The sequence below is a fragment of the Tenacibaculum sp. Bg11-29 genome (assembly GCF_002836595.1).
Taxonomy (GTDB): Bacteria; Bacteroidota; Bacteroidia; order Flavobacteriales; family Flavobacteriaceae; genus Polaribacter.
In genome coordinates, this window is sequence record NZ_PJBB01000003.1 from 1404672 (window position 1) to 1427912 (window position 23241).

Annotated in this window: 20 protein-coding genes and 1 tRNA gene; 6 read left to right on the forward strand and 15 right to left on the reverse strand. The window is 29.6% G+C overall.

Annotated features, from left to right (window positions below; all coding sequences use genetic code 11):
* Nucleotides 1–9: 9 nt before the first annotated feature.
* Both CXF68_RS06270 and CXF68_RS06275 read left to right on the forward strand, forming a co-directional pair.
* A complete protein-coding gene (locus CXF68_RS06270; RefSeq protein ID WP_101043478.1) occupies nucleotides 10–1974 on the forward strand; it encodes a putative porin in 1965 nt (654 codons plus the stop codon).
* A gap of 37 nt (nucleotides 1975–2011) precedes the next feature.
* Nucleotides 2012–2266, forward strand: a complete 255-nt coding sequence (locus tag CXF68_RS06275) for a hypothetical protein (protein WP_101043479.1) — start codon at nucleotides 2012–2014, stop codon at nucleotides 2264–2266.
* 424 nt (nucleotides 2267–2690) lie between these two features.
* Here CXF68_RS06275 and nhaC read toward each other — a convergent pair whose 3' ends face one another.
* Complete coding sequence (nhaC, locus tag CXF68_RS06280) at nucleotides 2691–4175, reverse strand: Na+/H+ antiporter NhaC (protein WP_101043480.1); 1485 nt, start codon at nucleotides 4173–4175, stop codon at nucleotides 2691–2693.
* An 81-nt stretch (nucleotides 4176–4256) separates the two neighbouring features.
* On the opposite strand from nhaC, the gene CXF68_RS06285 reads away from it, so the two are divergent.
* A complete protein-coding gene (locus CXF68_RS06285) occupies nucleotides 4257–5279 on the forward strand; it encodes a metal-dependent hydrolase (protein ID WP_101043481.1) in 1023 nt (340 codons plus the stop codon).
* Between the two features lie 47 nt (nucleotides 5280–5326).
* On the opposite strand, the gene CXF68_RS06290 is transcribed toward CXF68_RS06285, so the two are convergent.
* Nucleotides 5327–6541 carry an aminotransferase class I/II-fold pyridoxal phosphate-dependent enzyme gene (locus CXF68_RS06290; protein ID WP_101043482.1) on the reverse strand — a complete coding sequence of 405 codons (1215 nt, stop codon included), beginning with the start codon at nucleotides 6539–6541 and terminating at the stop codon, nucleotides 5327–5329.
* A gap of 160 nt (nucleotides 6542–6701) precedes the next feature.
* On the opposite strand from CXF68_RS06290, the gene CXF68_RS06295 reads away from it, so the two are divergent.
* Nucleotides 6702–7160: an Lrp/AsnC family transcriptional regulator gene (locus CXF68_RS06295; protein WP_101043483.1), complete on the forward strand. Its 459-nt coding sequence runs from the start codon at nucleotides 6702–6704 to the stop codon at nucleotides 7158–7160.
* 58 nt (nucleotides 7161–7218) lie between these two features.
* Here the strand turns inward: CXF68_RS06295 and CXF68_RS06300 are convergent, their stop codons facing one another.
* The 4 genes from CXF68_RS06300 to CXF68_RS06315 form a co-directional block, all read right to left on the reverse strand.
* Nucleotides 7219–9183, reverse strand: coding sequence for a DUF3857 and transglutaminase domain-containing protein (locus CXF68_RS06300; RefSeq protein ID WP_101043484.1), 1965 nt, complete (start codon nucleotides 9181–9183; stop codon nucleotides 7219–7221).
* 6 nt (nucleotides 9184–9189) lie between these two features.
* A complete protein-coding gene (locus CXF68_RS06305) occupies nucleotides 9190–11097 on the reverse strand; it encodes a DUF3857 domain-containing protein (protein ID WP_101043485.1) in 1908 nt (635 codons plus the stop codon).
* A 61-nt stretch (nucleotides 11098–11158) separates the two neighbouring features.
* Complete coding sequence (locus CXF68_RS06310; RefSeq protein ID WP_101043486.1) at nucleotides 11159–12259, reverse strand: DUF4407 domain-containing protein; 1101 nt, start codon at nucleotides 12257–12259, stop codon at nucleotides 11159–11161.
* 508 nt (nucleotides 12260–12767) lie between these two features.
* Nucleotides 12768–14156, reverse strand: coding sequence for a dipeptidase (locus tag CXF68_RS06315; RefSeq protein WP_101043487.1), 1389 nt, complete (start codon nucleotides 14154–14156; stop codon nucleotides 12768–12770).
* Nucleotides 14157–14257: 101 nt separating this feature from the next.
* Here CXF68_RS06315 and CXF68_RS06320 point away from each other — a divergent pair.
* A tRNA-Leu gene (locus tag CXF68_RS06320) sits at nucleotides 14258–14339 on the forward strand.
* 74 nt (nucleotides 14340–14413) lie between these two features.
* Here CXF68_RS06320 and CXF68_RS06325 read toward each other — a convergent pair.
* Nucleotides 14414–15160, reverse strand: coding sequence for an SDR family NAD(P)-dependent oxidoreductase (locus CXF68_RS06325; RefSeq protein ID WP_101043488.1), 747 nt, complete (start codon nucleotides 15158–15160; stop codon nucleotides 14414–14416).
* Between the two features lie 93 nt (nucleotides 15161–15253).
* Here CXF68_RS06325 and CXF68_RS06330 point away from each other — a divergent pair, with 93 nt between their 5' ends.
* A complete protein-coding gene (locus tag CXF68_RS06330; protein ID WP_101043489.1) occupies nucleotides 15254–15589 on the forward strand; it encodes a helix-turn-helix domain-containing protein in 336 nt (111 codons plus the stop codon).
* A 4-nt stretch (nucleotides 15590–15593) separates the two neighbouring features.
* Here CXF68_RS06330 and CXF68_RS06335 read toward each other — a convergent pair whose 3' ends face one another.
* The 8 genes from CXF68_RS06335 to CXF68_RS06370 all read right to left on the reverse strand — a co-directional run bounded on the left by CXF68_RS06335 (nucleotide 15594) and on the right by CXF68_RS06370 (nucleotide 23211).
* Complete coding sequence (locus CXF68_RS06335; protein ID WP_101043490.1) at nucleotides 15594–15971, reverse strand: hypothetical protein; 378 nt, start codon at nucleotides 15969–15971, stop codon at nucleotides 15594–15596.
* Between the two features lie 297 nt (nucleotides 15972–16268).
* Nucleotides 16269–16952: a response regulator transcription factor gene (locus CXF68_RS06340; RefSeq protein WP_101043491.1), complete on the reverse strand. Its 684-nt coding sequence runs from the start codon at nucleotides 16950–16952 to the stop codon at nucleotides 16269–16271.
* 94 nt (nucleotides 16953–17046) lie between these two features.
* Nucleotides 17047–17688 carry a hypothetical protein gene (locus tag CXF68_RS06345; protein ID WP_101043492.1) on the reverse strand — a complete coding sequence of 214 codons (642 nt, stop codon included), beginning with the start codon at nucleotides 17686–17688 and terminating at the stop codon, nucleotides 17047–17049.
* 376 nt (nucleotides 17689–18064) lie between these two features.
* A complete protein-coding gene (locus CXF68_RS06350) occupies nucleotides 18065–18475 on the reverse strand; it encodes a hypothetical protein (protein ID WP_101043493.1) in 411 nt (136 codons plus the stop codon).
* Nucleotides 18476–18656: 181 nt separating this feature from the next.
* Nucleotides 18657–19325, reverse strand: coding sequence for a hypothetical protein (locus CXF68_RS06355; RefSeq protein WP_101043494.1), 669 nt, complete (start codon nucleotides 19323–19325; stop codon nucleotides 18657–18659).
* Nucleotides 19326–19681: 356 nt separating this feature from the next.
* The gene (locus CXF68_RS06360) at nucleotides 19682–20578 is read right to left on the reverse strand and encodes an S-4TM family putative pore-forming effector (RefSeq protein WP_101043495.1); all 897 of its coding nucleotides are present in this window, start codon (nucleotides 20576–20578) and stop codon (nucleotides 19682–19684) included.
* 1 nt (nucleotide 20579) lies between these two features.
* Nucleotides 20580–21581: a nucleotidyltransferase gene (locus CXF68_RS06365; protein WP_101043496.1), complete on the reverse strand. Its 1002-nt coding sequence runs from the start codon at nucleotides 21579–21581 to the stop codon at nucleotides 20580–20582.
* Nucleotides 21582–21897: 316 nt separating this feature from the next.
* Entirely contained in the window at nucleotides 21898–23211 is a 1314-nt protein-coding gene (locus tag CXF68_RS06370; protein WP_101043497.1) for a hypothetical protein, read from the reverse strand.
* Between the last annotated feature and the right edge of the window lie 30 nt (nucleotides 23212–23241).

Genomic DNA, 23241 nt, shown 5'->3' on the forward strand with positions numbered 1-23241 from the left:
TTTGTAACCATGAAGAAAAGTTTTTTAGTGTTTTTTTGTTTGATAAGTATTCAAACACTTTTTTCTCAAATAAGACAATTAGATAGCGGGTTTGGGAATTTTAATAGAGGTGGTTTGAATCAAGGTTTAGATTCGATATCTGATAATGAAATTAATGTAAAACTTAGTGGAAAAACAAAGTATACTGATTATAAAATAATATCATTTAAAAATGATACTACAATTGTTGATACTACGCTTACTTTAAAAAAACATTATAAGTTTAATTTTTTAAGAAAAGATAATTTTGAACTATTACCGTTTCATAACCAAGGGCAAACATTTAATAACTTAGGTTACGATTTTAGTAATATACCTCAGTTTCCTGATATTGGATTTCGAGCAAAACAATTTGGTTTTTTTGAAATTGAGGATATAGATTATTATCATGTACCTACACCAACAACAGAAGCTTTTTATAGAACAGGTTTAGAGCAAGGACAAGCTTTAGATATTTTATTTACAACAAATTTTTCGAAAAGATTTAATGTGGGGCTTTCTTATAAAGGACTTCGTTCATTAGGTGCTTACAGGCGTTCATTAGCGAGTTCAGGTAACTTTAGAATGAGTTTTAGGTATGAAAGTCCAAAGGGGCAATATGAGATAAGAGGTCAGGCAGTGAATCAAGATTTTTTAAATCAAGAAAACGGAGGGTTAACAGACGATTCTTTAATCGCTTTTCTTAATGATGATCCTAATTTTAGTGGAAACAGAGGTCGATTGGATATTAATTTAAATGATGCAGAGAATACTCTTGATGGAAAAAGATTGTATTTTGAGCATACTTTTAAACTAGTGTCAGTAAAAGATAGTTTGCATACTAAAGATTTCTCAAACCTCAAACTAGGTCACTCTTTTACAAGAGATTCTAAATCTTATCGTTTTACCGAAACAGCAGGAACAACAGCTGTTTTTGGAGCAGCGAATTTTACAGGAGCAGTAAATAATAAAACAGATTTCTTATTATATAATAATCAGGTATTTTTAGATTTTAATTCGAAATATGTATTAGGTAAATTTAGAGTAAAGACGGGATATACTACTTATAATTATGGATATGAAAACTTACAAAATAGTTTAGTAGGTATAACAAAAAATAAGCTAAAAGGTAGCGCTGTTTCGTTTGGAGCAGATTGGAATGGGAAAATAAAAAACTTTTATATAAATGCATCAGCAAATATAACACCTGGTAGCGGGAGGTTATCTGGAAACAATATTAAGGCAGAAGCTTTTTATAAAAAAGATAGTTTATTTACGGTGAAAGCTCGATTAGAGATTAACAATAAATCACCAAATTTTAATTTTTTACTACATCAAAGTAATTACAATACCTATAATTGGGAAAATGATTTTGCATCAATAGGAACTAGAAACTTAGGAGGAGTTATAGAGTCTAAATGGGGAAATGCATCAGTAGATATTACAAATATTAATAATTACACGTATTTTGATACTAATAGTTTACCGAAACAATTTTCAGGAAGTGTTAATTACTTAAAAGCAAAAATGTCAAAAGAATTTACTTTTGGGAAGTTTGCATTAGATAATACATTGATGTACCAAAAAGTAGCGAGTGGGAATAGTGTTTTTAGAGTGCCAGAATTTGTAACAAGAAATACATTGTATTATTCTGATAGCTGGTTTAAAGGAGATCCATTATTTGTACAAATAGGGGCTACGTTTAATTATTTTTCAAAGTATAAAGCGAATGCTTACAATCCGTTATTAGCAGAATTTAGATTGCAAAACGATACGGAAGTTGGTTATCCAACCATTGATTTGTTTTTCAACGCAAGAGTGCGTAGAACACGTATCTACTTTAAAGCAGATAACGTGAGTTCTTTTTTCTTGAAAAAGAATTATTTATCGGCACCTAATTACCCTTATAGAGATTTTGTAATTCGTTTTGGAATTGTTTGGAACTGGTTTATATAGTACAACGTGATAAATAATATATAATTCATTTGTAGGTATGAAACAGCAATTAAGACAAAGCTGGAAACTATTTCTAATAGCTAGTTTAACATTAGGGTTAGCGCCTTTTACACCACCACATATTGTTGGTAAGTTAAACTGGATTCTTGGAGGCGGTGCCTTTTCGGGAGAACTGGCAATGCAATTTAAAGATTGGTTTGATGTTTTATTACACGGAAGCCCTTGGATTCTTTTAGTAATTTCTATTGTGTTAAATCTTTCTGCATTATTGACAAAAGATGATTTGGTATAGAATTTTCTTTTTTATCGATAATTATAAACTTTTATAGACAACTTCAGCATTAGAGGCGCCTAATAATTTTAAATTACTAGCGTTTAGTTTTAATGCATTTTCAAAGGCATGAATTAATAGTTTTTTACCAATAAATTCGGGAAGTACAAATAGTATTTCTAATTAAAGAGATTGTTTTATAGGTTGATTTAGTATATGGAATCTTACAGTTTCGTGGTTCTGAATAAATTTGTATACGAACAGTTTTTTAATCATTTTAGGGGTAACAGTTAAATCATTACTTTAACGATCAATTAGTTCGTTAGAACACCCCTAATAGCCTTTAGATTTTAATGCAATATTGGTTAGTAATTCAGAATCTTCTATAAGTTACTTTCGTTATCATAAAAAAGAAAGCCTCACTTTTAAAAAGTGAGGCTTGATATTATTTTTTTGAAATTTCTCTAATTTTAAATCTAAATGCTGCGAATAATAAAGTCATAAATGGACTTAACCAATTGAACATTGCGTAAAAAGCATAATCTATAACAGGTACACCTAGTACTCCTGAATGATATGCACCACAGGTATTCCAAGGAATTAAAACAGATGTTACTGTTCCTGAATCTTCTAAAGTTCTACTTAAATTCTCTGGAGCTAAGTTTTTATCTTTATATGCTTTTGCATACATTTTACCAGGAATCACAATTGCTAGGTATTGGTCTGAAGCTGTAAAATTTAATCCAATACAGGTTACTACAGTGCTTGCAAATAAACCAAATATAGAATCAAACAAACTTAACATAAAACTACTTATTCTTGCTAATGCACCAATAGCATCCATGATTCCACCAAAAACCATTGCTAATAAAATTAACCATACAGTTCCAAGCATTTTTTTCATACCTCCAGCAGTAAATAAGTCTTTTAAAACTTCATTATCAGTAGGAACAGAGGTTTCTACTGTTATTGCTTGCATAACACCTTTATATGCTGAGTTAAAATCTAAAACTTTTACACCAGCAATTTGTGCTACTACGTTTGGTTGAAAAATTAAAGCGAAAACTCCTGCTAAAAGAGTTCCTCCTAATAAGGCAATTAGAGGTGGTGTTTTTTTTATTATTAAAACAATTACTAAGGCAGGTACTAAAAATAACCAAGGCGTAATGTTAAAAGCTTTATCAATATCAATAAGTATACTTTGTGTGTTGGCTTCACCTGTAGTTGTTTGTGAGAAACCTAAGATTATAAAAAATAACATGGTAACTGCAAAAGTAGGAATTGTAGTATATGTCATGTAGCGTATGTGAGTAAATAAATCTGTACCAGCCATTGCAGGTGCAAGGTTTGTTGTGTCAGACATTGGAGACATTTTATCTCCAAAATAAGCACCAGATAAAACAGCTCCAGCAGTCATCCCTAATGAAATTCCTAAAGCTTCTCCAATACCAATTAATGCAATACCTACCGTTGCAGAAGTAGTCCAAGAACTTCCTGTAGCAATAGATATTATAGCACAAATAATTAAACAAGCTGCTAAAAAGATGGTTGGGTTTAAAATTTGTAATCCGTAATAAATCATAGAAGGAATAATACCACTAATTAACCAAGTACCAGCTAAAGAGCCAACCATTAGTAATATTAAAATGGCTCCCGCAGTTGATTTTATATTCTCAGCAACTTCTTCCATCATTCGTTCGTAAGAAACTTTATTTTTAAAGCCTACAATTGCAGCAACAGCACCTCCTAACAATAAAATAAATTGATTACTACCACTTAGTGCATCATCTCCGTATACAAAAACATTATAAGCTAGCATTGTTATTAAGGCAAATACAGGAATTAAAGCTTCCCAAATATTTAACTCCTTATTCTCAATAATTTTTTGATCATCTATCTTAATTTCAGAGATGTTTTTTTCGTCTTGCATTATGTAGTATTTTTCGGTTTGTAATGTTACGATTTTGTATAGGATTATACAAGTAGAAACTGTTTAGTACTTTTGTTGTCTATGGATTCATTAACTCAAATTGTTTTAGGGGCTGCTTGTGGTGAGATAGTGCTCGGAAAAAAGATTGGAAACAAAGCTTTATTGTTTGGTGCAATAGGTGGTACTATACCTGATTTAGACGTGTTTATTGGTAGTTTATTGTATGGAAATGAAATTGATGCAATGGCTTTTCATCGTGGGTTTATGCATGCTATTCTATTTGCTATTTTAGGATCTTTTCTTTTTGGATGGATCACTTTTAAACTTTATAATAGCAAAAAACGTAAAGGAACAACAACGCTAAGAGATTGGATTTGGCTTTATTTTTTATCCATATTCACACATCCTATTTTAGATAGTTTTACACCTTATGGCACACAATTGTTTTTGCCATTTTCTGATTATAGAGTTGCTTTTAACAACATTTCGGTAGTAGATCCTTTATACACACTACCTTTTTTAGTTTGCTTAGTCATAGCGATGTTTTATAAAAGACAACAAACAAGAAGAAGCACTTGGGTAAAAGCAGGGGTTTATATTAGTTCTGCTTACATGTTATTTACTATAGGAAACAAAATTTATGTAGATGCTGTTTTTAAAAAATCATTTGACAAAGGAAATATATCTTATAGTCGGTTCTCTACCCAGCCAACAATAATGAATAATATTTTATGGTATGGAATTGCTGAAACTGAAAACGATTATAAAGTAGGTTTCTATTCTTTGCTTGATTCTAAAGCTGAATTAGATACTATTTTAACAATTCCTAAAAGACGTGATTTATTAGATGTTACTCATGCTGATATAAAAACGTTAACATGGTTTAGTAATGGCTATTATAACTTGATGCCGATGGATAGTTCAAAGAATATTCAGTATTTAGATTTACGTTACCCTTTATTAAATCCAAAAGGTATAGGAAGTTCTATATTTCGTTTTGAATTAAAAAAGGATGAGAATCGTTGGGATATGGCTCCATTTTCTGGTAATCGTCCCTCAAAAGAAGATTTAAAAGCATTTTCAAAGCGATTTTGGGGAATTTAATGAATTCCCCAAGGCTTTTTATTGAGTGTAAGTGGTGATACATTCTCTTAAATGAGATGTCTTTGTAAAACACCAACTTCTAGCATGCATGATTTCATTGTTTTATATGTTCTTTCAATGTCGTTATCTAAACCAATAGAAAAACGAATTAAGCCATTGGTTAACCCCATTTCTGTTTGTTCATCTTCAGGTATCTCAGATGAAGTTGAAGTTCCAGGGGCAGAGAATAACGTTTTGTAAAACCCTAAACTAACGGCTAAATATCCTACATTTTTTTCTTGTAGTAATTCCATTAACTTATTAGCTTTATTTAAAGAGCCTGCATCAATAGTTAATATCCCTCCAAAACCATATTCATGATTCATTACCGATTTATAAATTTCATGAGATGGGTGCGATGCTAGCCCTGGGTATACTATTTTTAATCCGTCAGATTCAAATTTTTCAGCTAAAAAAGCAGCATTTTTACTATGTTGTTTTATTCGAATATGCAAGGTTCTCATGTTTTTTAAGATAGAAGAAGAACGTAAAGAATCCATAGAAGAGCCTAATAACATACTAGCTCCATCAATCACACTTTTTTGGGAGTTTATAAAGTCAGCACTAGCACAAACAACGCCTCCCATAGTATCGGAAGAACCATTAATAAATTTGGTTAAACTATGAATTACAATATCTGCTCCTAACTTTACTGGAGAAATTGATAAAGGCGAAAAAGTATTGTCAACCACTAATTTTAAAGAATATTTTTTAGCTAAAGCAGCTAATCCTTTTATGTCAGCTACTTCTAATAATGGATTACTAACGGTTTCACAATAAATCATTTTCGTGTTTTTAGTAATTGCAGCTTCTACAGTATCTAGTTTTGTAATATTAACAAAAGATGTTTGTAGCCCCATTTTTGGAGTAAAGTTTTTTAAAAAAGCATAAGTACCTCCGTAAATAGTTCTACTAGATACAATATGATCACCAGCGCCACAAATTTGCAATATAGTTGCTGTAATTGCCCCCATACCAGTACCTGAAACATTCGCTGTCTCTGTACCTTCCATAGCGGCTAAAGCTTCACTTAAATATAAATTTGAAGGTGATGTGTGACGGGAGTATAAATAACAACCATCGGTATTTCCTTCAAAAGTATCAAACATCGTTTTTGCCTTTATAAAAGTATAGGTAGAAGAATCTGAAATAGAAGGGTTAACTCCTCCGAATTCTCCAAAATATTGTAAATCTTGAATGTCGTTAGCTGGTTTAAAGTCCATAATAAAAATGTTTTAATTTGTAACAATAAAGCACTTGTTTTTTTAATTATAAATCAAATTAAATATTAATTTGTAGATTAATTTTCTTTAAATTTGATTTATTATAGTTTTTATAATTGTAATTAAGCTATTTATGTTTAATAAAGTGTAAAATTTTCAGATGAAATTAGATAAGATTGATAAAAAACTTTTGGGATTGCTTCAAAAAGATAGTAAACAAACAACAAAACAACTGTCTTTACATTTAGGTTTGTCGGTAACAGCTGTTTATGAGCGTGTTAAAAAATTAGAAAGAGAGAAAGTAATAACAGAATATGTAGCGTTACTAAATAAAAATAAAATTGATAAATCTTTTTTGGTATTCTGTCATATAAAATTAGAAAAACACACCAAAGAATATATTGTAGTTTTTGAAAGAGAAATTAATAAGTTAGAAGAAGTAACGGAATGTTTTCATGTAAGTGGAGATTATGATTATATATTAAAAATATATGTGAAAGATATGGATGAATATCGTGAATTTATGGTGAATAAATTAACGGCGCTAAAGCATATTGGAAGTACTCATAGTACTTTTACTATAGGAGAGGTTAAGAATTCAAATGTAATAGCTTTATAAAAAATGAGCAATTTGTTTAATTGCTCATTTTTTAAATATCAATAAAAGTGTCTTGAGATTATTTTTTTATTAATACAATTTTTTCAGTTTGTTTTTTTACCAGTTGGCCGTAAAATTCTTTTAAAACAGTGTAATATTCAGGAGTAATTATATTTGTGTTTATTTGTAATACAGCTGAAAGTTTAATTTTATTTCTTTTAATAGTAATTTGATGTTTAAAAACACCCATATTTTCTGGTAAGCCAATAGCTATATCTTCTGGAAAAGATTCTACAGTGTAGTTTTCAGGAATAGAAATTACAACTGAAAAAGTATCTTTCCATGGCATTCCGTAATCTACAGGAAAATTTCTATCTTTTGATTTAAAAGGATTCTCTTTTGTAGCGAGAAAGAAAAGAGGAGAGAAATATAACTTATTGTTTATATCTTCAATGAAATCATCTCCAGTAAATTTTAAGGTTTGTAATATGGGTTTAGATAACTTCTCTTTATTTAATAGTTTGAAATCTTCGATTTCTACATTATATTGTTCTTCTAAAGAAGTGATAATATCTTCTTCTTTTTTAATATTATTTTCCTTACGATAAAATAATGCAGAATGCCCAGTAAATGTTTTTCTTAGTAATCCCTCAGCGGTACCAGTCTCGTCTAGATTTATATATAAAGTGTTATTTTCTTTTGCATGGCTTAAAGGTATTAGATTTACTGTTTTTGAAGCACCGTTTTTTAATATTTCTCTACCATTCCAGTTTAATGTTCTGTATGGAAGTGTATTAGGGAGAGAGTATTTTTCTGTAGCATCTAATAAAATATATTTTCCATTTGAAAGATTTACTTTTGATATAACGTAATTATAGCCTTCTCTTGTTGGAAATAAAGGAGTTCCGTTGTTTTTAGTACTAACTAGAACAGGGTTTGCATCTATTCCAGCAAAACGTAACATTGAAGTAAGCATAAGGTTTATTTCGGCAGAATTACCAACTCCATCTTTATAAGCTTTTTTTACACCTTCGTTAGTGTATTTACTGTAGTATTCGTTCCATTTTACTTTCGATTTTACAAAATTTAATATAGTTTCTGTTTTTTCAAAATCATTTTTTTTTGATTCTAGGAGGGCTGTTAAGCTTTTTGCGTAGTACTTACTTTTTTTAAGTTCATTACCAAAACTTGATGATGTATAAATTGTTTTACAAACACCTTCCCAATTAGTCGAATAATTTTTATACATAGAGTTTGGGAAGTTAGTAGCAGAGAGTTCAAATTGAATACCACCGATATAGTTATCTATGTTTCCTGAAAAGGGTTCGTTTTCTTTTATGTGAGGAATATTATTGTGTGTGAAAGAATATTTTGTAGAGGTGTAGTCTACATAGTTATTTTGACCAAAGTTAACCTGACCTCTCTCTGAAGATTCTTTTAAAGGTATGCTGTAATAACCTTTCGATCGTTTATTAAAAATAAAATATTCCGGAATTTCTATTTTATAAGTTAATTGCTTGACAGGGATGTTATATTGAAAATTTAATGTTTCAATGTTATAATATGGTGATGTTAAAGTATATTCTATGTCAATAACAGTTCCCTTTTTTATATTCGGGAGTGTAAGTTTTTTTTGACTCCTGAACTTATTTATTTGTTCATCGAATATTTCTTTTTTTAATAATTTTTGTTTTACAATTTTTCCATTTTCAATATTAAAAGTATATGCTTTAATAGAATTTATCTTTTCTTTATCTCCAGATTTAGGTTTATAATAAGTTATCTTTTTGTTAGCGTATTTAAAACCTTCTTTCGTGTATATTTTTATTCTTTCGTGGTAATCGGTAACGACTTTAAAGCCATTTTGAACATCATATCTAAAATAAGTTCTTCTTTTTTTTAAAAGATAAGCAGCATCAACAGTAGAATCTAAAGGGTGAAATTTTTCTTCAAGTTCGGATTTTGATACTTTGCCAAATTTTATTTCTTGGGCATTAATTTTCACTAAAAAAAGTAGTGTAATAATGAGGTTAATGATTTTCATAGCATTTTATTTTTTATTCAATTCGGTTCTAATATTATCGTATTTAGCAACTGTTTTTCTAAACTTTCTGTAGGCTTTATAATCTTCTTTTGAATGTATTCCTTTCTTTAAAGAAAACTCTCTGTTGTATTGAAAAGAAGAATCATCTAATTTTTTAAAAGCGATCTTATAGCTTCCAAACTTATTAGAAATACTTTTGTCTTGTGGTAAACTTAAAAAGGTAAACCCTTCTGGTATTTTAAAAATAAATGTATCGTTATCTGTAAACGCTCCTTTAATAGCTAATTTCCGTTGTCTATTTCTATACCTTTTAGGAATGCTTGTAATTCTATTAAAAACATTCAGTTTAAATAAATAACTGCTATCTTTAACTGTTGCAAAATTTTTAATTTTCACATCAATTTTTTCAATAAATTCAACTTTTTCTTTATTGTTTTCAAGTACTACGTTTTCAACTTCTAAGTTGTTATTGTAATCCCAAACGTTTGATTTGTAATATTTATCAAGTTCTTTTTTAGTGTAATTTTTAATATGGTATTTTTCTCCATATTGGGTTCCATATGATTTTCTTGTTAAAGTAGCATTAGTATTTCCATTAGCAAGTAACTTAATTGTTGCGCTAATGGATTGATTATTATTTGTGTAAGCTGGTGTTCTTTTAATTATTCCTCCATTTGGAGTAATAACCAGAACATCTCTAGCGTCAGTAGAGCTACCTAAAAAACCAAAAGGAGCAGTTTGACTAGTGCATTCCAACCAAATATCATTTCCTTCATTAGGAAGATTTAAAATCATATGATTACCTTGAAGAGCAGTGAAATTTTTATCAATATTTTTATTGTTACCAGCATATACAATTGTGTGGTATGATTTAACACCAACAGCATCTAAAAGAGCTTTTGTGTAGTTTGTAAGACCTTTACAGTCACCGTAACTAACATTGTCAACTTTGCTAGCAGCTATTGGTTGCCAACCACCTATATCAACTTGAACACTAATATATCTGGTTTTATTCTGTACATATTCATAAATTATCTTTGCTTTTTCAACTGAAGTGCTTGTGTTTTTAACTAAGTTTTTAACTTTAGCAACAGTATTAGGAGATAGTTGATTCTGATTTTTTATTAATTTAGAATACATCCAACCTCCAAACTCACTCCAATCTTTTGCAATACCTTTAACTCCTTTTAAACTAAATTGGTTTAAAGAAATTGAAAGATTAGGCAAAAAATCATCACGGCTAACAGTATTTTTTTCGTGTTTAATAGCTTTCTGATTTGTTAAAGAATATCTTAAACTATTTTCATTGGAAGATTTTTCAATAGTATACCCATTAAGGTTTTTTTCTCTTTTTCTATAAGAGATTTTTAAAGGGTTATTTATATTGTAAATACTTTTTTCAATACCTATATTATAATTTTCAATAGGAAACCATTTAGGGATGAATCCGGTAGAAGAATTTTTATACTCAGATTCTAAAACCACAGTGTAGGGGTAAGAAGTAGGTGTATACTCTAAAAATTTTACTCTAGAATCAGAATATAAAGTACCTCCGTCTATAGCGCTTATATCTTTAAATTCGTTTTTAGAATATTTCTTTATTTTATTACCTAAAGCATCATATATAGTTGCCGTTAACTTTATGATTTTTGTATCGTTACTATAATTTTTATAAGCATCGACATGTGTTTTTCCAAGTTTATCTAATACCGTTATTATTCTTTTTTCTGTAACTACCATTTTATCTGATGCCAAAATATTAATAGAAACTTCGTTATGCCTAATTATAGCATTAGCATTTTCTTTTAATTCTTTAGGTATAAATAAAGAAGATAAATTATTGTTTTTTTGAGCTACTATATTGGCACAAAAGAATAGTACTATTAATAAAATAGCAGGAGTAATTTTTTTCATACAAGCAAATTTTTCTTTTCAGCAAAAGAAAGAAAAAAAAGGTATATGAGAAAATTTATCCTTATAAAATCTCTTGTTGATTTTTAAAAAAGCTATCTGCTTGACTTTTTAGTAGGTTACGAGCTATTTTTTGTTTGTAGTTGTATAGTTCTTCTTCAGTTTTTAAATCAGAATAAATTTTATTGTTTATATCAACATCTGTTTGTAAAATTGCTTCACGCTGATGTACTTGTTGTTGAATCCATGTTTTTATAATTGACTCTTGATTTTCTAATTTAAAATCATATTCACTTTTCGAACTGATTAATTTAGAGAAAATAGGAGCCGTTTCAATTGCTAAGAATAACAAGAAAATAAAGAACGAAGGTAACCATGGTAATGTATTTAAGGCATTAATTCTAGCCATTAAACCATCAAAATTTGAAATAACAGGCTGTGTTTTGGCTTCTGTTAATTTTTGCTTTTCAATTAAATCAGCAATAGCATTTTCCTTTAGCGTAATTTTTTCTGTAGTTGTTTTTTTAAATTGATTAAAATCTGCGAGGGAGGCATCATGTTTGGCTCTTTTTTCTTTATAAACAGGCCCTTTACCTAGTCGTTTGGTGCCTTTTCTACCTTCAGCTTCTGCAATATATGTTTCGTAGAGTTTGTTGGTCTCGTTTTCTTTAGCAGTTATTTCATCTTTTAAGGTTGAAATCTCTGAGGTTAATTTTGTTAATTCTGGGGTAAATTGCTGAGCTATTTGTGTTTTATTATCAAGTGTCATTTGGTTTTTCTCAGTTAACAATACTTGATTTATTTCCTTTTCAAAAATCTTTAATTCCAATGGTTTTGATATCACCACGGCAATAATAAAGGCTAAAATTAATCGAGGAACAACTTGTGCTATTTCTTGTCGTTTTGAAGCCTTTTTTTTAATGGTAGAAACAATAAATCTATCTAGGTTAAATATTAAAAGTCCCCAGATAAAGCCAAAAAAGATAGAAGTGTATATATTATCAAAAACAGTATATAAAGCATAGCTACAAGCAATGGTAGCCATCAATGCAGTAAAAAATATTGTAGCACCTATACCTGCGTATTTATTTTGTTCACCGTTAGAGCAATCTTTAATTAATACCAAGTCTACTCCAGAACAAATGAGAAAAAATTGTTTTAACATACAACCGATTATATGTAGTAAGAACGAATTTATTAGGAAAATGTTACAAAAAAAGCCTCAATTAAGAAGCTTTTAACAAAAATATAGGTTTTTAAAAATATTTTTAGTGAATGAGAATCTGTGTAAGTTGGTTCTTTTTTAATATAAAAAGAGGCTGATTGTTAATGGCTATTATGCCTTATTTTTTATAATCTTTAGATGTAAGTTTAATTACTTCTTTATTCGTGTTAAGTTGGGTTAGCACACTTAGCTCTTTTTCTTTTTCCGCTATTCTTAGAATTTTTTTATAGCCAACTTTTTTATCATTGTAATAATAAGTAGCATTAGGGTATTTTAAAACTAAATCAAAAGCACAAACAGCGTGAGGAGGAGAGGTGTTCTTAACTTTTTATTAACGGCGTTTCTAAATTATTGAATCTCAATTCTACAAGTGTAGAGCATTGTGGGTGGGTGAAAAAAATAGCCTTGAAGTTGAATCAAGGCTATTTAATATTATTAAAAAAGTGTATTATTTTGATAACTCAGTAAAATATTTATAAAAATGAGGAATTGTTTCAATTCCTTTTAAATAATTCCAAACCCCAAAATGTTCGTTAGGTGAGTGAATGGCATCAGAATCTAATCCGAATCCCATTAATATAACTTTACTTTTTAATTCTTTTTCAAACAAAGCAACAATAGGAATACTTCCTCCACTTCTTTGTGGTATTGGTGTTTTACCAAAAGTATCTTGATATGCTTTACTTGCAGCTTTGTAACCTATATTGTCTATTGGTGTAACATAACCTTGTCCGCCGTGATGTGGAGTTACCTTTACAGTAACACCCTTTGGAGCGATACTTTCGAAGTGATTTTTAAATAAATCGGTAATATCATGACAATCTTGATTTGGAACCAAACGCATTGAAATTTTAGCATATGCTTTAGAAGCAATTACAGTTTTAGCACCTTCACCAGTATAGCCACCCCAAATTCCGTTTACATCTAAAGTAGGTCTAATAGCGTTACGTTCGTTTGTTGTGTATCCTGCTTCACCATAAACTGAGTTTATATCTAATGCTTTTTCATAATTTTCTAAAGAAAAAGGTGCTTTTGCCATTTCAGCTCTTTCCTCTAAAGATAATTCTTCTACATTATCGTAAAAACCAGGAATGGTAATATGATTGTTTTCATCATGTAATGAGGCAATCATTTTTGTTAATACATTAATAGGGTTTGCAACAGCACCACCATATAAACCAGAGTGTAAATCTCTATTTGGGCCGGTAACCTCAACCTCAACATAACTTAAGCCTCTTAAACCTGTTGTAATAGATGGAATGTCGTTTGCAATCATTCCTGTATCAGAAATTAAAATAACATCATTGGCTAATTTTTCTATGTTTCTAGGTACAAACCAACTTAGACTTTCAGATCCAACTTCTTCTTCACCCTCAATCATAAATTTCACATTACAAGGTAGGTTTCCTGTAGCGGTCATATATTCCATGGCCTTTACATGCATGTACATTTGCCCTTTATCATCACAAGCACCACGCGCAAAAATTGCACCTTCAGGATGAACTTCTGTTTTTTTAATTACAGGTTCAAAAGGAGGAGAAGTCCATAATTCAATCGGGTCAGCAGGTTGTACATCGTAATGTCCATACACTAAAACGGTTGGTAGGTTAGGATCTATTATTTTTTCTCCATAAACAATAGGGTATCCAGGAGTTTCACAAATCTCTACTTTATCGCAGCCTGCTTTTTCTAAACTATTTTTAACAGCATCGGCAGTATTTAATACATCTTTTTTGTAGGCAGCATCTGCACTTACAGAAGGTATTTTTAATAATTCGACAAGCTCGTTTATAAATCTATCTTTATGTTGCGCAATATATTCTTGAACGTCTTTCATGTATAGTATATTAATGTGCATCAAAAATAATAAAAAAAATATGCTTCTTCTTTGTAGTTTGTAAGTATTGTTTATATTTGCAGCCACAATTAAATTTGTATGCGGGTGTGGTGGAATTGGTAGACACGCTAGACTTAGGATCTAGTGCCGCAAGGTGTGAGAGTTCGAGTCTCTTTGCCCGTACAATTTTTAAATAGCAAAACCTTAACTAGTAATTAGTTAAGGTTTTTTGTTGTTTGTAAAAAAGGGTGTTTTTATTAATTTCTACCAGCCATTACACCTCCGTCAATATCCCAAATAGCACCAGTAACCCAAGACGCTTTTTCTGAAAGTAGAAATAAAATACTGTTAGAAATATCGGCAGGTGTTCCATTTCTTCTAATAGGATGAAAGTTATTAAAACCTTCTAGTGCTTTTTCAGCTTCTTCTTTTCCTCCAAAAACGCCGTGATAAACAGGGGTGTTTACAACTGCGGGAGATACTGCATTCACTCTAATGTTATCGTCAGCTAATTCCATAGCTAAGTGTTGCGTTAAAGAATGTAAACCTGCTTTTTGCATTGAGTAAGCTGATGATGGAGTCGCTTTTACGGCTTGTTTTGCCCACATAGAACCTACATTTACAATAGCTCCTCCTTTTGTGGCTTTCATTTTTTTAGCAGCACTCTGCGTAATAAAAAAGAAACCTCTGTTTAAATCTAAGTACGAATTGTAATCTTCAAGGGTGTGCTCTAAAAATGGTTTTGGACCAAAAATACCAGATGCATTTACTAAATAATCTAAGTTATTTAATGCTTCAATTTCAGAAATTAATGCGTTTACTTCTTCTGTGTTAGAAATATTTACTGTGTGTTTAATCAGATTATCAGCGTCAGCTACTTTATTTACATTTCTACCTACAATATGTACAGTTGCTCCATTTTCTAATAAAGCATTTGTTGTGGCGTTTCCAATACCACTTGTACCGCCAATTACTAAGGCTACCTTTTTTTCGAATTCTTTCATTTTTAAATTATTTAATTACTATACTATTTATAGTAGCAAAACTAAGTATAGTTTTTTATCTTTGCAATAACGGTCGAAAAGGATAGTATAAATATGTATAAATTTAAAGATAAAGAATACCCTTGTTGCACAAGTTTAACAATGGGAATAATTGGCGGAAAGTGGAAGACAGTAATCTTGTTTCATTTGTTAGAAGGAAAATTAAGATACAATGAGTTAAGAAAAGAAATGCCAACGGTTACAGAAAGAACTTTAAGCTTACAGTTAAAGACATTAGAAGAGGATGGTATAATAAATAGAAAGGTGTATACTTCTAAACCACCTTTAAAAGTAGAATACTCTTTAACTGATTTCGGAAAAACACTAATTCCTTTAATAAAAGCTATTGCAGATTGGGGTAATAATGTGGTTGAAAATTCTTTGAAGTAAGTTTTTAATGCTGTTTGTACATCGTTGGTAGTAGTTTTTTACCAATTAACTTTTGAGAGAAGTAAGTTACTATTGAAATTAAAATAGTTGGAATAATGAATAGTATTAGATCATATAAAAAGGCATCAAAGCTGTGACTAAAAGATTTAACAAGAACTATTATTCCTAAAATAATACTTACAGCTATAAAGTAATATAGATGTTGAAAATAATTTTTAATTAATAAAATTGTGAAAGGAGCAAGCCACCAAAAGATAAAGATGTAAAAATAGTAGGCATAATTCACATAACTGCTAATTTCAACATAATTACCAATATATGCGTTTGCAGTAACTTCAAGTAAAGGAATTATTATTTGACCAACTATAATTAAGATAGTCACATTGATTAAGGTAGCTATAGCATAAAATTTTTTTCATTTATATGTAGAAGTAGGTGTGGTCATTATTATTTAATTCTCTTTTTCCGAAAAAGCTAAAAACTCCATCACTTTCGATACTTCCCATGTAAGATTTATTTCTTCCTCTACCAGCACCAATAAAAAAAAGCTATCTATAAGCAACCGATGTATTTTCATACTGTTTTACAGTTTTTAAAAATACACCCAAAAAACACACTATGTTTTTGAAAATCCATAAAATAAGTAAGGGAAAACCGTAGAATTTAGGTTAACAAAAAACTAATCTAATAACACAATATCATTAGCGTCTACCAATTGGTTTTGTATTGCATAAATAATTAGACCAGCCGTATTTTTAACGCCAGTTTTTAAAAGTAAATTACTTTTATGCGCTTCAATGGTTTTGGTGGTAACAAATAATTTTTCCGCAATTTGTTTGGCAGTTAATTGTTGGCAAATCAATTGTAAAACATCTATTTCTCTTGTACTTAAAGTTTCTTTAGTATTTGCGTATTGCTTAGGTGTTTTATGGCTAATTTGATTTCGTAAAACGGCTACTTGTTCTGTTGTAAAAAAATGGTCTTTATGATTTATTTCTTGTATAATATGTATTAGGTCTTCTTTATCAGTTTCTTTAGGTAAAAAAGCATGTACACCTAATTTTAGCATATACCCGATAGAAGATGCTTTGTAATACGATGACAATACTATTATTTTTAATTTTGGGTATTGTAGATTAAGGATATCTATCGTTTGGAGCCCATCACCATCTTCCATACGTAAGTCTAGTAAAACAATATCTAGTGTTTTTTCTTCTCTTTCTAATTTTTCTAAAAAAGAATTTCCACTGTTGGCTGTTAATACAACTTCTATATTCTCTTGTTCTTTTAAAAACGCTGTAAGTAATTGTACAACTAATGTATCATCGTCTACTAGTGCTATGTGTATGTTTTTGTCTTCCATTTTCTGTTAAAAATATAAATGTGGTTCTTGTTGGTTTAAGCTTAGTCAAGATTTAAAATTACTGATTTTTACGCCAAACACCAAACCCATTTTTTTAGTCCGTTTTCAGTTTTCTTCTCCAGTATACGATATATATTGTTCCTAAAACAGACGGTAAAGTCCAAGCAATTAAAGTTCCAATACCTAAACCAGCAACTACAAATGCGGTAACTGAGGCAATAAATGCTCCAACCATTTTCCCTATGTGATTGGCAAGCCAACCATTTTTTGTTTTGCTGAAATTTTTATAATAAATAAAATCTCTTATTGTTAATGAAAGTCCGAAACCACCAAAAAAAACGAACAGTAAATATGTTGAATTCCCTTTTAGTAAACCATATGCACCGAATAAAACCATAAGTGCAGATAGCATTAACATCACCCCAGAAATGATTTTGTCAATTGGCTTTGTAAATTTTTTGTCTTTTGATTTAAAAGTCAATATTTGATTTCCTGAAACAACTAAATAAATAGTGAATAGCCCAATTAGAAAAAGAAATATATTTTCGTGCTTAGGTAAACAAGAAATAGGAATTGAAATTAAAGAACTCGTTAGCATTCCGATAGAAAATAGCTTTCCCATTTTCTTATGTGGCTTACTTCCTTTTTTTACTATAATACTTCCAAATCCTGTTATTAATCCAAGTCCGCCAAAAAATGCGTGAATGTAAATAAAAACCGTAATTATTTCTTCCATTTGTAATCAGTTAAGTTTTTGATTCAAAGGTCGAATTATAATTGTGCTTTTAGTAATTTGAATTTCTCAACTGTTAATTTTTCGTGATGAATTGGTGAAACGTTAGCCTAGTGTTTGTTTAAAAGCGATTTTTTGTGCATTTTTAAACAGTATATTTATTGAAACGTACACGCTCGTACATTTTTAAAAAATTTTAATTTAGGAATGTACACGGCTGTACGTTCCTGTTTTTTTTGTTTTTAAAAATGTACATGGCTGTACATTTCTTAAAATTATTTTTTTTGAAGTGTACAGAATAGTTGCACTAATTATTTGAAAATAAACGCAAAGTAGAGGGGTTTGAATCGTGGGATATTACTAATAGTTTAATGTGTTTTTATTCTGATACTTTAATGTCAATTAAAGAAATTTCTCCATTTTTATTTTGTTTTAATTCTACTGTATAATAATTTCTTATCATAGCTCCAAAGCTATTTTGAGAATCTACAAACGAGGATATTGAATATGATTTAGAGTTTGTTGTAATAATTTTGGATTTAAAAAGAGTAGGGAATTTTGCTGTTGAAGGCGCTTTAAGTATTCGTTTTACATGTATTTGAGCAATCAAAGCTAATTTATCATCACTATAATATTTGGTTGAATTTTTATTGTAATCCTCTAATTCTTTTTCTGAGTATTCTTTTATCGGATTTTCTTTATCAATCTTGTAATCAATATATTTGTTATATGTAAAAATCCCAAAAATTATTAATGGAATAATGATGATTAAAAGTTGCTTTTTTTTCATTTTGATTGTTTTTAAAGATTCTATTTGAGAACAGGGCTTAATTAATATGATTTTATTCACACGTCTAATACGTGTATGTAATCATTATACTTCCGTAAAACACCTCTAAAAAAAACAGTGTCTTTACGAGAAACCGTAGTACAAATAAGCTAAAACTGTAAGTTTTAGTTTGAAAGGAATTTTACCAATCATCTTTCTCGTTATTATTCAAATGTTTTTCTACTTTCTGAATCCATTGGTCAATTGTGTATGCCAATTTGGTTTTTATTTGATTGTAGTATTTTGAGTAAGATTTTCTTATTTCCCCTTTTTTAAATAAATCACTCCATTCTGTTTGGATATGGTCATTTGCATAACCAGATAGACCAGTAGGGGTAACTGTTAGTTTATATCGGCCATCTTTGGATTTTACACTAATATTATAATAAAAACGACTTATACGTACTCCATCTATAAATTGAACAGCCCAAGAATTTTGTTTTTGATTTTGCATTCTTGTTTTCGAATTTCCATATTTTGTGAATTCACTCATTGATTTATGGTCTCCTTTTATAGCGGATAAAGTTCCTCCCCATGCATTATTATTACGCATTTGTTTAGTCATAATATTAGCATCCTGTATTGATTGAAATGTAGATATAAAAGCTTCAATTATTTGTGGAGCTTTTATTTGAGGGTTTACTTGAATTACTCCTGTATAATATTCATTTATAGTTTCTTTTTCTTCCCATTTCATATTTTCATTTACCGTAGGTATTCCCCCGTAAATTCGTTTAATCTTTTTTACGTTTTGTCCAAATGATGTTAATGTTAAACATAAAAATGTTGTAATTAATAATACTTTTTTCATAATGCTTGTTTAAAATTTATAAGTGTTTAATTACAGCTATACAGCCAATAATTTTCCGCACGGTCTTAGAGTGTTTAAAAGTATATATTTAAAACGCAGTACCTTTACGACAAACCATAACACAAATAAACTAAAACTGTAAAATTTAGTTTAAAAGGGGGTAATGTAATTAAAATACTTAGACTATCGTTAGTAAGGGATTTCGAAGGGTTGAATTTTCGTTCTTGTAATTAGCTAAAGTTTTTTAACCTTGTTTTGTCTTTTCTTTTTTCAGAATCAAATTAAAAATTTTGGCGGACTTAGTTTTAGTTTTTTGCTTAAACACCAACATAACAATGTATTGATTGTAGACATTGTTATGCACTTGTTACTTTGTACTCTGCTACTAATCTATCAACGGAATAATACATCTCATCCTCAAGTTGTTTTCTTTTTAAATTATAAAACCATTCAAATATTAATGGACTATTAATCCGATTCTGATATATCATATCTTGTAAGTTTCTACTAGTTTGACTTATATCGATTGGTTGATTATTTAGTACTTTATTCCAACTTTCATTAGCTACTTGTTTTAGTTTGACTAAATTAGTATTGGAGTTTTTATTGTCTTTTAAAACTTGAACAAATAACATTAAAATTGGTAAGATTGGTAATACGCCTACGAGGAAGAAGTCAATTAAATTTGATTCATTAATAATTGCTAAAACAATGACAGTTAGACACATTGCGCCAATAAGTATTGATAGTGCTAAATTGTAATTTTTTCTGAGTGTGTAGTCATAAACAAAATTAGATCTTTGACAAACAATTTTGGCAATTGAATTGTTAATTTCTTTAATTGATATTGAATACCAGTTTTTAAGTTTAGAATATGTTGGGTCTATTTCCTTGTGTTTTCTAGCATATCTTCCTATTTCTTCTAAATCAACTTTCTCAATTAAAGTATTAGGAGGTATTGAAAGTACTATAGTATCAAATTGCTCTTGAATTTTTGCAGCTTTGTCTTTATAATTTTTTATTAAATCTTTAATAAGTAACAAATCAAGAAATGCAATTAAAACACTATAAACTGAAAGGAGCTTACCGGTATCTGTAAATAAGTTTATTATAGATAATGCAACTACTATTACGGAGGTCAAGATAATTTGAAGTGCAAATACTCTTTTGGCAATTATGTATAATTGTTTTTGAGCTGCTAGTAATTCAATATTCTCTGAATAGTTTTCTTTATTTATTATTTCTTCACCCATATTACTCGTATTTAGGGAAATCGATTCCAAAGATTTCTCTCCATTTGTTTATTGATTCTTTATGATTTTCTTCTCTTTCAAATTTTCTAGCTTCTTTTGCTCTGTCGTAGTCAATACTCGCTCTATTAGAAATTTTGTTTTTTTCAACCGAACTTAGGTTGTTTATATTTCCTTGAATATTTTTAGGGTCATTGACATTATTATGAACTCTGCTTTTTAAATCTTTAAAAATATTTACAAGTTCAATATCTACATATTCACTTGCTTCAGAATTAGAGTTCTCGTAATAATCTAGTATCATGTTTTCTAACAAATACGAACCCATTGTGGGCATTGTAGGCCTTTTATTCCAGTATTTCACCGCTCGTATAACATTTAAAATTCTACCTTTATTATCTTGGTTTACTTTTGTGGTCCTATCTCTGTCTAATCTTGGATCAGTCTTTTTCCAATTACCTTTCCCGTCGGGTATTAAGTAAAAAGTTTTACCATTTATATCTTCATTTGTAATAAAAGCAGGTACAATATCAAAATTCCAATCTTTTGACTTTAATTGTAAGGTTGCTGATTCTTGATTTCTTTTTATTTCCGCATGTTTGTATTGGTCAATTCCTTCTAAAGCTTTAATGAATTTATTTATCACCTTTACGGAATTAATGTCTCTAGTATTATCATGACATAACTTCAATTGTCTATCAGCTGATTCCGTTGCTGTTATTTCTATGTTACTTAAATATTCATTGTAACTATTTCCTTTTGCGTGTAAAACAATTATTATATCAATATCGTCAAGAGGTCTTTTCTTTGTTCTTCTTGCAAATGAACCAAAATAAACATATAAATCAGGGTGAATGAATGGAAAGTCATTATCATCTGTAGGAAAACCTTTAATTTGTTTTACTAACCAATCTCTGCTACTTCTAGCTTCTTTAACTCTGTTTTTGTTTAAGTTTACTGTGTCAGACATAAACTCATTAAAAGCAGCTATTACCTTTTTTGCCATATTGTGAAATTATTTTTCATAGTTAGAAGTTCTTTTTTTTTATAAAAAATCTAAATTTATTTATATACGTAGAAAAAATACAATCACACACCTACTACAGCTGTGCAATCAATAATTTTTAGCATCGTTTTTACAGTGTTCAAAAATAAATCTATAAAACGTACTATCTTTACGAGAAGCCGTAACATAAGTAAGGGGAAACCGTAAATGTTATTATTACAAATGTGGAGTAATAACAATTTGATTTCTAAAAAAATAACACAAGAGTTGGTTATTTAAGTATAAGAGAGGTTAATATTGGTGTAAGCGAAAGAATTTAGCGCATAAGAGTAACTCCAGAGACTGCGGTGTTTAATTTAATTTCCTCTTTTTTATTATTAATAAATTCAAAAGAAGTGGCATTCAGTAAATTTTCCTCTTTGGTGGTAAGATGAAATTTATAATCAATTTCGTGTGTGCTGTTAGGAGTCAGTTTTTTTAAGTGGTTGGCAATATCGTGTATGTCGTATAGGTAATGCCAGGTAAGCGTTTTTCCTTTGTTATTTAGTATGGTAAAATATAAAACAACAATTGGTGCGTGTGTTTTGGGGAGTGTTTTCCCTTTAAAATAGTGTTTGTTTAAAAAATAACGTTCACCATTTGCGGTAATAGCAGCAACCGAAACAATTTTATTGGTTAAACCCGTAATGCTATGTTTAATGGTGATTTGCTGTTTTCTAAGAAATGCCAAATCAGCATCAAGAGCTTCACTTATTGCAGTTTCAGTACTGAGTTTTAGTTCTTTCTTATTGAATTTTTTTAGCGCTGAATTAGATAATTCTTCTTTGGTAATAGGAGTACAGGTTCCTTCAAAAAAAGTAACATCATTTTTACTATTTCCTACTTGTAAAGTAAATGCACCTTTGGTAAATAGTACCAGGTTTAAATGGTTGTATTGTTGATGTTTTGTAATAGGAAAGAAGATACCGGTTCCTAGTATTTTTCGTAACGAATGCTTTTTAAATTGAAACACTCCTTTATATAACTGTTTTTCTTTTTTTGAATAATAAGTTATTTCTAAACCCTGTGGCAGCCCAACATATTGTGGTTCTTGATTCTCCCAAAGCTTGTTTTTAGTAGCTACTCGTTTTTTATCAAATACATCTGGTTTGCTATAAAACCGATTGGTTAATAAATTAGGTTTCGGGTTTTTGCAGCCTATTAGATTAATGGAAAGAATGGTAGCGTCAAGATTTTTTTCTTCAATTACATAAGCTTTCCATAAATATTGGTTCCAGTATTTTATATAAAGCACTATCAATGCGATTGTAGAGAAAAAGAGAACACTATTAATTAGGGTTAGCAATCCGTTTTTTTGCAAAGGAATAATAACACCGTAGTTAATGGCATAGGCAACCAAAAACGGAGCGAAACAAAAAATAAGACAGCAAATAAGTGAGTTTGCAGGATTGTATTGTTTTCCCCAACTTAATAAAATGCCTCCTAAAACTGACAAGCCGATTCCTATAACAGCATAGATAACTAACAGTATGGTTAAGTAATTTGCACTTGCAAAAATTAGGGTTGTAAGTATTACAAGCATTATTACGGTACTGATACTTGTAAATATGCGACCTGTTTCTGAATCCATTAAATGTGGTAAAGTTGTTATCAAATATAT

Coding starts and splice junctions, on each gene's coding strand:
- CXF68_RS06270 (WP_101043478.1), top strand. CDS start 10: ATGAAGAAAAGTTTTTTAGTGTTTTTTTGTTTGATAAGTATTCAAACA.
- CXF68_RS06275 (WP_101043479.1), top strand. CDS start 2,012: ATGAAACAGCAATTAAGACAAAGCTGGAAACTATTTCTAATAGCTAGT.
- nhaC (WP_101043480.1), bottom strand. CDS start 4,175: ATGCAAGACGAAAAAAACATCTCTGAAATTAAGATAGATGATCAAAAA.
- CXF68_RS06285 (WP_101043481.1), top strand. CDS start 4,257: ATGGATTCATTAACTCAAATTGTTTTAGGGGCTGCTTGTGGTGAGATA.
- CXF68_RS06290 (WP_101043482.1), bottom strand. CDS start 6,541: ATGGACTTTAAACCAGCTAACGACATTCAAGATTTACAATATTTTGGA.
- CXF68_RS06295 (WP_101043483.1), top strand. CDS start 6,702: ATGAAATTAGATAAGATTGATAAAAAACTTTTGGGATTGCTTCAAAAA.
- CXF68_RS06300 (WP_101043484.1), bottom strand. CDS start 9,183: ATGAAAATCATTAACCTCATTATTACACTACTTTTTTTAGTGAAAATT.
- CXF68_RS06305 (WP_101043485.1), bottom strand. CDS start 11,097: ATGAAAAAAATTACTCCTGCTATTTTATTAATAGTACTATTCTTTTGT.
- CXF68_RS06310 (WP_101043486.1), bottom strand. CDS start 12,259: ATGTTAAAACAATTTTTTCTCATTTGTTCTGGAGTAGACTTGGTATTA.
- CXF68_RS06315 (WP_101043487.1), bottom strand. CDS start 14,156: ATGAAAGACGTTCAAGAATATATTGCGCAACATAAAGATAGATTTATA.
- CXF68_RS06325 (WP_101043488.1), bottom strand. CDS start 15,160: ATGAAAGAATTCGAAAAAAAGGTAGCCTTAGTAATTGGCGGTACAAGT.
- CXF68_RS06330 (WP_101043489.1), top strand. CDS start 15,254: ATGTATAAATTTAAAGATAAAGAATACCCTTGTTGCACAAGTTTAACA.
- CXF68_RS06340 (WP_101043491.1), bottom strand. CDS start 16,952: ATGGAAGACAAAAACATACACATAGCACTAGTAGACGATGATACATTA.
- CXF68_RS06345 (WP_101043492.1), bottom strand. CDS start 17,688: ATGGAAGAAATAATTACGGTTTTTATTTACATTCACGCATTTTTTGGC.
- CXF68_RS06350 (WP_101043493.1), bottom strand. CDS start 18,475: ATGAAAAAAAAGCAACTTTTAATCATCATTATTCCATTAATAATTTTT.
- CXF68_RS06355 (WP_101043494.1), bottom strand. CDS start 19,325: ATGAAAAAAGTATTATTAATTACAACATTTTTATGTTTAACATTAACA.
- CXF68_RS06360 (WP_101043495.1), bottom strand. CDS start 20,578: ATGGGTGAAGAAATAATAAATAAAGAAAACTATTCAGAGAATATTGAA.
- CXF68_RS06365 (WP_101043496.1), bottom strand. CDS start 21,581: ATGGCAAAAAAGGTAATAGCTGCTTTTAATGAGTTTATGTCTGACACA.
- CXF68_RS06370 (WP_101043497.1), bottom strand. CDS start 23,211: ATGGATTCAGAAACAGGTCGCATATTTACAAGTATCAGTACCGTAATA.